We start from the raw sequence: 11,650 nt of genomic DNA on the forward strand, positions 1-11,650 counted from the left end.
GGGCGCCGGCCGTGTCCGCCGTGGCGGCCGCGCCGCCGGGCCCGGCGGACACGTACGCCCCCGTGATCGTCTGCCTCGACTGCCCCCACCTGTGTCACGTCACGGGCCGTCCCGGAGGCGAGACGTGGCGGCAGTGTGCCGATGTGCTCTACGCGGGCCGCCCGCGCCGCGGCCCGGATACGGTGCCGCTGGCCCTGCGCACCCTGGAGCGCTATCCCGGCTGCCTGCTGGTGGTGGTCCGCCGGGCGGGCGGCGACCAGGTGACGCACGCCCGGCGCGGCTCCCGGTGGGCCGGGCCGTCCGTGGAGACGAGAGAGGCGGTGGAAGGGGACGTCGTACCCCTGCTGCGCGTGTGGTACGGGGAGGTCCTGCTCGGGCGTTCCCCCGGCCGGACCGGGCAGTGCCCTGGGGGCCGGGGGGTCAGCCAAGACCGTTCAGGCGCCCTTCGAGCCGCCGCACATCGGGAGCGCTGACGCTCCGGTAGCGGGCCAGGGACCGGTCGTACCAGGCCCTGGCCCGCTCCGTCTCCCGGCGGTCCTCGGCCGCCTCGCCGAGCATCTCCAGGACGCGCCCCTGCCAGTGCACGGACCCGGCGCTCTCGAACTCGCCGAGCGCCTTGGTCAGTTGCGCCTCCGCCGCCTCGACCGCGGCCGCGTCGTCGCCCGCGCACCTCAGTGCGGCCTGGCCGAGGAAGGCCAGGGCGCGGGCCGCGTCGTAGAGGTCGCCCTCGGCCATCAACGCGGCTCTGGCTGCGGCCAGTTCGGGCAGCGCCTCCTCGGGGCGCCCGTCCGCCAGCGCGACGTCGCCGAGGCAGATCCTGGTGAGGGCCGCTCCGCGCGCGTATCCGATCGCCTCGCGCAGTGGCAGCGCCAGGCGGAAGCAGCGGAGGGCCTCGGGCAGCCGCCCGGCCAGCCGGTGCGACTGGCCGAGGCCGTGCAGCGCCTGGGCCTCGGCCCGGCGGGCGGCCGTCAGCACGTCCGGGCCACCGGTGCCGGGTCCCTGCCGACCGGGGTGCGTCTCCCGCACCGAGCCCACGCCCTCCCGCGCCACAGCCGCTCCCTCTCGCGACGCAGCCGCCTCCTCCCCCGCCACAGCCGCTCCCTCCCGCGGAGCAGCCGCACCCTCCCCCGCTACGACCACTTCCTCTCGCGCCGCGGCCACTCTCTCCCGCGCCGCAGCCACTTCCTCTCGCGGCGCAGCCACTCCCTCCCCCGCCACGACCACTTCCTCCCGCGCCACAGCCGCTCCCTCTCGCGGCGCAGCCACCTCCTCCCCCGCCACAGCCACTCCCTCCCGCGGAGCAGCCACCTCCTCTCGCGCCACAGCCACTCCCTCCCCCGCCACGACCACTTCCTCCCGCGCCACAGCCGCTCCCTCTCGCAGCGCAGCCACCTCCTCCCCCGCCACAGCCACTCCCTCCCGCGGAGCAGCCGCACCCTCCCCCGCCACGACCACTTCCTCTCGCGCCGCGGCCACTCTCTCCCGCGCCACCTCCAGCGCCTGCCCGAACCAACCGACCGCCGCGTCGGGCCGTCCCGCGTTGCGCAGCCCGGCGCCGCCGGAGGTGAGCATCTGGCTCTCGGCCTCCCTGTTCCCCGCCCGGCGGGCCGCCGCGAGTCCGGTCTCGTGGGCCTCGACCCACAGCTCGTACGGGCGAAGGCGCAGGAAGAGCGGCCACATGGCGTCGGTGAGCATCCACGCGGTGTCGTGCCAGCCGTGCTCGGCGGCGGTGCGCAACGCGGCCATCAGGTGGGCCCGTTCGGCGTCGAGCCAGGCGAGCGCGCCGTGTGCGTCGGCGAACGGCGGGGGCGGCGCCGGACGGTGGGCGTAGCCGCGCGGCAGGATGCGGTGGCTGGGGGTGAGGAGGGTCTCCGCCTCGGTGGCGGCGTACAGGTAGAAGTCCACGACGCGCCGCACCGCCGCTCCGCTGCCGGCGGAGCCCTCGTGTTCGGCGGCGAGCTGTCCCGCGTGCGCCCTGACCAGGTCGTGGAAGCGGTAGCGACCGGTCCCGGTGCGGGGCTCGGGGCCGAGGTCTTCGAGGAGGTTCACCTCCGCCAGCTCGTCCAGCAGCTGGTCCGCCTCCCGCGTGCTCAGGTCGCAGGCCGCGGCGGCGGCCTCGACGCCGAGCAGGGGCACCGGCGCCAGGCCCAACCTCCGGTAGCCGCACGCGAGTTCCGGGCTCAAGAGGCGGTACGAGGCGTCGAGGGCGGCCCGCACGGCGTACTCCCCCTCGACGCGCAGCACGTCCAGCGCGCCGCCCGCGCCGCCCCCGAGCGCGCCCGCCATCGCCGCCAGCGGCTGCCTCGGCCGCGATGCCACCCGCGCCGCCGCGACGCACACCGCGAGCGGCAGGCCCGCGCACGCCTCGGCCACCGCCAGGGCGGCCTCGGGCTCCCGGGTGACGCGGTCGGCACCGATCCGGCGGCGGAGCAGCTCCACGGCGTCACCGGTGCCGAGCACGTCCAGCGGGTGGAACGTCGCGCCGTCCATGCCGAGGCCGCTCAGCCGCCCCCGGCTCGTCACCGCCGTGAGCGCGCGGGCGCCGCCGGGCAGCAGCGGGCGGACCTGCGCGGCGCTGAGCGCGTTGTCCAGCAGTACGACGACGCGGCGTCCGGCGGTCGCCGAACGCCACAGGGCGGCCTGCTCCCCCAGGTCGGCGGGGATGCGCTCCTGTCCGAGGGCCCGCAGGAACTGTCCGAGCAGTTCTCCCGGCCGTGCGGGGCCGCCCTCGGAGTGGCCGCGCAGATCGGCGTAGAGCTGGCCGTCTGGGAAGGCGTCGGCCAGGCCGAGCAGCCAGCGCCTGGCCAGCGTGGTCTTGCCGACCCCGGCGGGGCCGCTGATGACCGCGATGACCGGCGCCGTCCGCGCCTCGGCCGCCCGCAGGTCCAGTTCGGCCAGCTCCCGCACCCGGTTGGTGAAGTGGTCCGGTACGGGGTGGAGTTGGCGCGGGATGCCGAGGCCGCCGGGTGCGGCGGGGGCGGGCGCGGCGGGATGGATGTGCACGCCGCCGTGGATGCCGTGGGCCTGGATGGCGGCGCCCTGGATGCGGGCCGTCCCGTCGATGGAGTTGGCGACGTCCGCGGGGGCGGGTGCGAGGGCGCCGGGACCGAGGGTGGCCGTGATCCAGTGCCGTAACTCCCGCGCCAGCTCGGGGCGGTGCGCGGCCTGCTGGGCGAGGGCGGCGCCCAGTGCCCGGTGGGTCTCACCGGTGGCCTCGGTCTGCTGCGCCGACGCCCAGGCGCGGAACAGATCCGCCGTGGCGGCGTCGGCCGAGGCGCTCACCGTGTCGAGCAGTGCGCGCCGCGCCCCCGGCCGGGCGGCCGCCAGTGTCAGGGCGGCCGTCAATTCCAGGGCCGTCACCTGGTCCATGGCGCCGCCTCTCCAGAGATCCACGGCTCACACCGTTTCAGCGTCCTACCCGCCAGGCACTCGCGTCAGACCGAATACCCCGCCCCGGAAGAACGGTTAAGCCAGAACAAGCCAATGAAGTGAACCAATGGCCGTCACTATTTGAACGATATCGACCTCATGCGATTCTTTGGTGCTCATTCACAGCACAGGCCGACCGGCGGACGGGGGCACTCGTGGAGATCGGGATTCGCGTCCTGGGAAACGTCGCCCTGGAATACGACGGGCGAATCGACCTCCTCGGCTCCGCCAAAGAACGCCTCGTCCTCGCGGCCCTCGCCCTCGACGCGGGCCGCCCCGTCTCCCTGGACTCCTTGATCCACCGCCTGTGGGACGACTCCCCGCCCGCCAAGCCGCGCGCGGGACTGCACACCTACGCCGCCCGGATCCGGCGGCGCCTGCGGGAGAGCGCCGGCGACGGGCTGCTCGTCCAGCGGGCCCACACCTACCTGCTCGATGTCCGCCCCGAGCAGGTCGACTGCCACCGGTTCGAACAGCTGGCCGCCCGGTCCCGCGCCCTGACCGACGGCGCCGACGCCGCCAACGACAACGCCGCCCTCGCCCTGCTGCGGGAGGCGGCGGGCCTGTGGCACGGCGAGCCGCTGGCGGGGCTCGGCGGTCCCTGGGCCGAGAGCATCCGCGAGAGCCTGGCGCAGAAGCGGCTCGCCGCCCAGCTGACCCGGATCGGGGCGGAACTGCGCCTGGGGCACTACGCCGAACTCGTCCCGGACATCGCCGCGCTGCTGGAGCGGCATCCCGACGACGAGACCCTGGCCGCCCAGCTCATGACCGCGACCTACGGCTGCGGCAGACAGGCCGAGGCCCTGCACGTGTACGAGAGCGTGCGCCGCCGGCTGCGCGAGCGTCTCGGCACCGATCCGGGCGAGACCCTCACGCGACTGCACCGCCTCGTCCTGAACGGCGCCCCCACGCACCAGCTGCTCCCCCGCCACGAGCCCGCCGCCACCGCCCCGCACACCCTGCCCCGTCACGCCGAACTGGTGGGCCGACAGGCTGAGTTGGCGGCGATCACCCGCGCGGCGGAGCGGGGGACGGCGCCGTGATCGCGTTGCAGGCCATCTCGGGCATGGCGGGCGTCGGCAAGACGCTGCTCGCGCTGCACGCGGCCCGGCGCCTGGAACCCCTGTTCCCCGACGGGCAGCTCCACCTCGATCTGCGCGCCCACTCCCCGGGCCGCTCGCCCCTGTGCGCCACGTCCGCCCTCGGGGCACTGCTGCGCATGCTCGGGGTCCCCGCGGCGGACCTCCCGGACCAGCTCGACGACCTCGTCAGCCTGTGGCGTACGCTGCTCAGCCACCGCCGCGCCGTCATCGTCCTGGACGACGCGGCCGACCCCGAGCACGTGCGGCCCCTGCTGCCCGGCCCCTCCCCCTCGCTGATGATCGTCACCAGCCGCCGCCGGCTCTCCGGGCTGCCCGGGGTCCGGCCGGTCCTGCTCGACGTACTCCCCGAGGAGGACGCGGTCGCCCTGTTCCGGGAGCTGGCCGGTGAGGGCCGCACACCGCGCGTCCGCGAGGTCACCGCCATCGTCCGGCTCTGCGGACGGCTCCCGCTGGCCACGGAGCTCGCCGCGAGACGCCTGGCCTCCCGCCCCTCCTGGACGACCGGCCATCTGCTGCACCGGCTCACCCACGGGCACGGCAGACTGCGCGAGATCCGGGACGGCAACCAGGAGATGGCCCGCGCCTTCGAGGTCTCCTACTCCACGCTGCACCCCGAGGAAAGATCCGTTTTCCGGCTTCTCGGTCTGCACCTCGGCCCGGATTACGACGCTTTCAGCACGGCCGCGCTCACTGATCTCACATTCGACCGTGCGGAACGCATACTCGAAGGTCTCCTCGACGCCCATCTCATTCAGGAACCGGCACCTGACCGATACACCACTCATGATCTTCTCGCCGAATACTCGCGCATGCTGGCGGCATCCGAACTGGAGCCCGCAGAGCGGGAAAGCGCCCGGCGCCGACTGATCGATTTCTACGTACAGGCATCCGACGCGGCGGACCGGCTCATCGCCCCGCGCCGCCCGCGCCCGCACCTTCCCCGCCGTCTATCCGCATACCGGATACCCGCGTGGAGCGGCGCCGCCGACGCCCGGCGCTGGCTGACCGCGGAGTGCTCCGCGCTGATCGCCGCGGAGCGCCACTGCCGGACCCACGGCCGCCCGCACGAGGCGGCGCTGCTCGCCGGGTCCCTCGCAAGCTTCCTGCTGGAGGAGCGGTATTCGGCCGACGCCCAGGGCATGCACCGGGCCGCCGCGGAGCACTGGCGGAGCCTCGCCCACCCGGAGGCCGAGGTGTACGCGCTGGTGGACCAGGGCACCGCGCTGTCGCGGAGCGGCCAGTACGAGCAGGCCCTGACCGTCCTCGGGCGGGCGTTGCGCACGGCCCGGGACATCGACGGCACGACGGTGGCGCAGGTGCTGCACGCCCGGGGCGTGCTGCTGTGGAACCTCGGCCATCTGCCGGAGGCCCTCGCCGACCAGGAGGAGACCCTCGCGCTGCGCACGCGTTCGGGCGATCCGTGGCAGATCGCGCGCTCGCGCAACAACCTCGGGATCACGCACCTTTACCTGGGTGATTTCACGGCCGCCCGTGATCATTTCCATGCGGCACTCGCCCTGTTCCGTACGGCCGGTGACGCGCACGAAGAGGCGCATGTGCTCAATAACCTGTCGGATCTCCAGCAGCGCGTGGGCGAGAGGGAATCCGCGCGGAGATATCTCCAGGAGGCCCGGAAACTGCTCGCCATTTCCGGCACCGCCGCGGAGCACGCCATGGCGCAAGTCAATCTCGCCAATACGATGGATTCGCCGCGGGAACTCCATGCCATGCTCGACCTGTACCAGGATTCGCTCAGCGCGTTTCAGCGTCTCGGCGACCGGCGCAATGCCTCGATAACCCTGCACGGAATGGGCCTCGCCCTGCACGCGGCGGCCCGCTTCGAGGAGGCGGCCGAGCACCACACGCACGCGCTGGACCTGGCGCGGAGCATCGGCGCGGCCCACGAGGAAGCGCAGGCCCTGCGTGGCCTGGGGGCGGCGGAGCACCGCCTGGGCCGCACGGCGTCGGCGGCGGATCACCTCGCGGTGGCGGTGGCCGTGGCCGAGCGCACGGGGGCGGCGGACGAGGCGGCTCGGGCGCGGGCGGCGTTGGCGGAGGCAAGTGCGGCAAGTGCGGCAAGTGCGGCGAGGGCGGAATCAATCATTCCGGACCGATATCCCGAGCAGCGGGGATAAATTCTCGGTGATTTCCACTTTCCTGCACGAGCACCGCCCGGGGACGGTACCTTCAACCCCGTCAAGTGCTCGCAGTACCGAGAGTGGAGTTCATCCGCACATGCCACCGAAGAAATACACGGGAATCCCGAAGTACGTCCGACTGGCCCCCGCCATCATCGGGATTGCAGCAACCGTCGTGGGGGTACTGATTTGCATGCCTTCAGGGAACTCCACCACTGAAACGAACGCGGCGAAGAACCCCGCTCACACCGCCCCTCCCCACCCGGGAGGGCCCCGCGCCTGACCGCGCACGCCCGCACGGCGGCGGTGACCCCGCCGCCGTGCTCACGAGCCGCGCCTCGCTCAGCCCTCGTCCGGCGTGAGCCGCAGCGAGATCGAGTTGATGCAGTACCGCTGATCAGTCGGCGTGGGATACCCCTCGCCCTCGAAGACATGGCCGAGGTGCGACCCGCAGCGCGCGCACCGCACCTCCGTGCGCACCATGCCGTGCGAGGTGTCCTGGAGCAGTTCGACCGCGTCCGTGTCCTTCGGGTCGAAGAAGCTCGGCCAGCCGCAGTGCGACTCGAACTTCTCCCCGGAGGTGAACAGCTCCGCGCCGCACGCGCGACAGGAGTAGACACCCTTCGTCTTGGTGTCCGTGTACTCCCCCACGAAGGCGGGTTCCGTCCCGGCCTGGCGCAGCACCGCGTACTCCGAGGGGGTCAGCTCCGCGCGCCACTGCTCGTCCGGCTTCTCGACGTCGTACGACATGGTGGGGTCCCCTTTACTTCGACAGCTCGGCCAGGATCCGCGGGCCGAGGTCCGTGACGTCGCCCGCTCCCATGGTCAGAACGAGATCGCCGGGCTTCGCCATTCCCGCGACGGCCGCGACCGCCGCGTCCTTGTCCGGCGAGGCCGCCACCTCGGCGCCGGCCTCGCGGGCCGCGTCGATGATCAGGGCGCTGGTGATGCCGGGGATCGGGTCCTCGCGGGCCGGGTAGATGTCGAGGACGACGGAGGAGTCCGCGAGGGCCAGGGCCTGGCCCATCTCGGTGCCCAGTTCCTGGGTGCGCGAGAAGAGGTGGGGCTGGAAGAGGACGAGGATGCGGGAGTCGCCGGCGGCGGAGCGCATCGCCTCCAGGTCGGCCGTCATCTCCGTCGGGTGGTGCGCGTACGAGTCGATGACCTGCACGCCCGCCGCCTCGCCCTTGAGCTGGAGGCGGCGCTTGACGCCCGTGTAGGAGCCGAGCGCGGAGGCGAGGTCGCGCGCCGGGATGCCGAGGGCGATGCCCGCGGCGAGGGCGGCAACGGCGTTGTTCGCGTAGTGGCGGCCGGGCACCGAGACCGTGAAGGTCAGCGGCTTGCCGTCCAGGACGACTGTGACCTCGCTGGTCAGGCCGCGTGCGGTGATCTTGAGGATGCGCAGGTCGGCGGTGTCGGACTCGCCGTAGGTGACGATCTTCAGTTGCCCCAGGCCCCGGACGCGCTCGGTCAGCTCGACGGCGCCCGCCTGGTCCGCCGAGATCACCAGCGTGCCGCCGGGGACGATCTTGCCCGCGAACGTCTCGAAGGACTCGTAGATCTCGTCCATCGACGCGTAGTTGGCGTGGTGGTCGAGCTCCACGTTGAGGACGATGGCGACCTCGGGCGCGTACTTGTGGAAGCTGCGGTCGCTCTCGTCGGCCTCGGCGACGAAGATGTCGCCCTCGCCGTGCAGGGCGTTCGAACCCGGCACGTCCAGGTCGCCGCCGATCGCGTACGACGGGCCGAGGCCGAGGGTGGCGAGCGTGACGGCGAGCATCGACGTCGTCGTGGTCTTGCCGTGCGTGCCGGCCACGGCGATCGGGCGCAGACCGTTCATCAGGGACGCCAGGGCGTCCGAGCGGTGCACGACGGGGATACCGAGCTCGGCGGCGCGGGCCAGTTCGGGGTTGTCGGCGCGGATCGCGGAGGAGACGACGACGCAGGTCGCGTCGGACGCCAGGTGCGCGGCGTCGTGCCCGATGTGGACCGTGGCGCCGAGCGCGCGCAGCGCCTCGGCCGTGGCCGACTCCCGGGCGTCGCTGCCCGCGACCTCGGCGCCGCGCTGGGCCAGGATCTTCGCGATGCCCGACATGCCGGCGCCGCCGATGCCGATGAAGTGCGGTCGGCCCATGTCGGCCATGGACTGGGGCAGGCCGGGTGCCATGCGTGTGTCTCCCCTGGTGGTGCGACGAGAGTCGCATTCGTACGACGGTGAACGGCCCCAGCCTATTGCCTCCGAGGAGAGCGGCATCGCGCCCCGCCAGGGGGCGCCCCTGGGGGGCGCGAGGAACTGCGCGACCAGCCACGACGGACCCGCGGAACAGGAACCGCCCCCGCACAGCGAAGCGTCACGCCTCGCTGTGCGAGAACAGCTTCAGCACCGGTACGCCCACCTTGTGCCGCGCCCGCGAGGCCCAGTCCCGGTGGAAGAACTCCTCCACGTAGTGCGGGTCGGTCAGCACGATCACCTCGTCGGCGCCCACGTCGTCGACCAGCGCCTGTAGCGCGTCCAGCGGGTGGTCCTCGATGAGCCGCCCCTGCGCCTCGCAGCCCGCCGCGCGCAGCGCCGTCAGCGAGACCCGCAGCGCCTGCTCGCCGAGGGCCGCCGCGTCCTTCCCCTCGGGGGTCTCGCCCTCGCGTGCCGCTTCGTCGAGCTCGCCCAGGGCGACGTCGTCGATGGCCCGCAGCAGCCGGTCCGCCTGGTCGCCCCGGGGCTGGAGCAGCACGTGGAAGGTGACCGGCTCGTCACCGTGCAAAGTGGTGACGAATTCCACGTCGGCGGACGTCAGGGCCTTCTCGATCATCAATACGCTTGTGAACACGACAGGCGCCCTTCTCATCCGTGGGCCGTCCTGAGGCCCTTGCGGAAACCATCCTGCCCCGTGGCCGCACGGGGGTCTGCGAGATCTAGTGTGCCCGCCCGAAGCGAAACGGAACGGCCAATTCCGCTTATTGTCAGCTTCGACGGTATCGGGTGAAAAGGAACCCGTCCTCTTCCAGTACGGACGCCAGTACGAATTGGTCGGGCGTCGCCAGCGCGTGGCCGCCCGCGATCCGCTGCGCGTCCCCCGCGGTGAGCATCGGCGAGACCGTCAGACAGAGCTCGTCCAGCGCCCGCGCGGCCACGAACTGCCCGAGCAGACGCGGCCCGCCCTCGGTGAGCAGCCGGGTCAGCCCGCGCTCGGCCAGGGCGGGCGCCACGCGCGCCGGGTCCACGGTCGCGCCCTCGCCGGCGAGCACCACGACGGCACCCGCCTGCTCGGCGGCGGCGATCCTGTCGGCGGACGCGGCGGCGCCGGTCACCACGAGCGTGGGCGTCAGCGGCTCGGTGAAAAGCGGAAGGGAGAAATCCAGGTCGAGGCTCGCACTGACGACCGCGATGGCGGGCGCCGGGGTCTGCCCGGCCACCGCCCTGCGCTCCGCGAAGGCCTCACGCGCGCGTGCCGGGCGGTAGCCCTCAAGCCGTACCGTCTCGGCGCCCACGATCACGGCGTCGGCGAGCCCGCGCAGGGTGCCGAAAATGCGCATGTCGGTGTCGTTGGAGATGGGCTGGGAGCGGCCGTCGTGCTGCGCGGCGCCGTCGAGCGTGGACACCATGTTGGCGCGCAGCCAGGTGGCCTCCCCGTCGGCAACCCCCGGGGGGTAGGCGTACGCGTCGGCCAGCTCGTCGAGGCTCCAGTCCCGTGCGCCAGCGGTGCTCGTGTCGGCTGTATCGGCTGTATCGACTGTCTCCGCTTTATCGACTGTCTCGGCTGTATCGGCTGTCTGGTCGGTCACAGGGAACAGGCGTCGCATATCCGCAGTCTCGCACGCCCTTTAAGCTGGGGAACCGTGTCGTCCTCCCCCTCCGCCTCCGGGCCCAGCTCCCTCGCCGACGTGGCTCCGCTGTCCCTGTGCGCCCGCGAGCCCCACGTCCCCGCCGACCGTCTGGTCGCCGAGATGGTGCCGCCGCCGCGCTTCGACGCGGTCCGATTCGACACGTACATCCCGGACCCGAACCAGCCCAGCCAGACCGAGGCGGTCCGTGTCCTGAGCGGCTTCGCGGCCGGGCTCGGCGGGGCCCACGCCTCCGGGGCGGGCAAGAAGCGGTGGTTCCGGAAGAAGGCGCCGGCGCCCACCGGGCCCCGCGGTGTCTACCTCGACGGTGGCTACGGCGTCGGCAAGACCCACCTCCTCGCCTCCCTCTGGCACGCGACGCCCGCGGCGCCCGAGCAGAAGGCGTTCGGCACCTTCGTCGAGCTGACGAACCTGGTCGGGGCGCTCGGCTTCCAGCAGACGGTGCGCACGCTCAGCGATCACAGGCTGCTCTGCATCGACGAGTTCGAGCTCGACGACCCGGGCGACACGGTGCTCGTCTCCTCGCTGCTCTCCAAGCTGGTCGAACAGGGCGTGGCGCTGGCCGCGACCTCGAACACGCTGCCGGGCAAGCTCGGTGAGGGCCGGTTCGCCGCGACCGACTTCATGCGCGAGATCCAGGGCCTGTCCGCCCACTTCAAGGCGTTGCGCATCGACGGCGAGGACTACCGCCACCGCGGTCTGCCCGAGGCCCCCGCCCCGTACTCGCGGGAGCAGGTCACCAAGGCGGCGTACGCGACCGCGGGCGCCTCCCTCGACGACTTCCCGCACCTCCTCGCACACCTGGCCAAGGTCCACCCGAGCCGCTACGGCGCGCTGACCGACCAGCTCACGGCCGTCTGCCTCACGGAGGTGACGCCGGTCCCCGATCAGTCGACCGCGCTGCGCCTGGTGGTGCTCGCCGACCGGCTGTACGACCGGGAGGTGCCCGTGCTGGCCTCCGGTGTGCCCTTCGACCGGCTGTTCAGCGAGGAGATGCTGAACGGCGGCTACCGCAAGAAGTACTTCCGCGCCATATCGCGGCTCACGGCGCTCGCCCGGGACGCGAAGGGACTCGTACCCGCGTAAGGGCTCACGCGCTGGTGAGGGCGCCACACGCGAAGCAATGGCTACGCGTGTGGT

The 11,650-nt window shown here is 73.0% G+C and carries 9 protein-coding genes; 4 read left to right on the forward strand and 5 right to left on the reverse strand.

Annotated elements, in window-relative coordinates:
• The first annotated feature begins 11 nt into the window (after positions 1-11).
• Complete coding sequence (locus ACOBQB_RS07010) at positions 12-473, forward strand: hypothetical protein (RefSeq protein WP_423589633.1); 462 nt, start codon at positions 12-14, stop codon at positions 471-473.
• Here the strand turns inward: ACOBQB_RS07010 and ACOBQB_RS07015 are convergent.
• Entirely contained in the window at positions 421-3,393 is a 2,973-nt protein-coding gene (locus ACOBQB_RS07015; protein ID WP_423589634.1) for an ATP-binding protein, read from the reverse strand. The two genes, ACOBQB_RS07010 and ACOBQB_RS07015, sit on opposite strands and share 53 nt — an antisense overlap.
• A 191-nt stretch (positions 3,394-3,584) precedes the next feature.
• On the opposite strand from ACOBQB_RS07015, the gene ACOBQB_RS07020 reads away from it, so the two are divergent.
• Positions 3,585-4,472, forward strand: a complete 888-nt coding sequence (locus tag ACOBQB_RS07020) for an AfsR/SARP family transcriptional regulator (protein WP_423589636.1) — start codon at positions 3,585-3,587, stop codon at positions 4,470-4,472.
• The gene (locus ACOBQB_RS07025) at positions 4,469-6,667 is read left to right on the forward strand and encodes an ATP-binding protein (RefSeq protein ID WP_423589638.1); all 2,199 of its coding nucleotides are present in this window, start codon (positions 4,469-4,471) and stop codon (positions 6,665-6,667) included. The genes ACOBQB_RS07020 and ACOBQB_RS07025 overlap by 4 nt, the downstream gene beginning before the upstream one ends.
• A gap of 345 nt (positions 6,668-7,012) precedes the next feature.
• Here the strand turns inward: ACOBQB_RS07025 and msrB are convergent, their stop codons facing one another.
• The 4 genes from msrB to ACOBQB_RS07045 form a co-directional block, all read right to left on the reverse strand.
• Positions 7,013-7,420, reverse strand: coding sequence for a peptide-methionine (R)-S-oxide reductase MsrB (msrB, locus tag ACOBQB_RS07030; RefSeq protein ID WP_423589640.1), 408 nt, complete (start codon positions 7,418-7,420; stop codon positions 7,013-7,015).
• A 13-nt stretch (positions 7,421-7,433) separates the two neighbouring features.
• Positions 7,434-8,837: a UDP-N-acetylmuramate--L-alanine ligase gene (gene murC, locus ACOBQB_RS07035; protein ID WP_423589642.1), complete on the reverse strand. Its 1,404-nt coding sequence runs from the start codon at positions 8,835-8,837 to the stop codon at positions 7,434-7,436.
• 184 nt (positions 8,838-9,021) lie between these two features.
• Positions 9,022-9,495 (reverse strand): indole-3-glycerol phosphate synthase, encoded by a 474-nt coding sequence (locus ACOBQB_RS07040; RefSeq protein WP_423589643.1) that lies wholly within the window; start codon positions 9,493-9,495, stop codon positions 9,022-9,024.
• Between the two features lie 133 nt (positions 9,496-9,628).
• Entirely contained in the window at positions 9,629-10,468 is an 840-nt protein-coding gene (locus ACOBQB_RS07045) for a pyrimidine reductase family protein (RefSeq protein WP_423589644.1), read from the reverse strand.
• Between the two features lie 36 nt (positions 10,469-10,504).
• Between ACOBQB_RS07045 and zapE the strand changes: the two genes are divergently transcribed.
• Positions 10,505-11,596, forward strand: coding sequence for a cell division protein ZapE (zapE, locus tag ACOBQB_RS07050; protein WP_423589646.1), 1,092 nt, complete (start codon positions 10,505-10,507; stop codon positions 11,594-11,596).
• Positions 11,597-11,650 lie beyond the last annotated feature (54 nt).

Origin of the sequence: Streptomyces sp. G5(2025) (genome assembly GCF_049542075.1) — a bacterium.
Classification (GTDB): Bacteria; Actinomycetota; Actinomycetes; order Streptomycetales; family Streptomycetaceae; genus Streptomyces.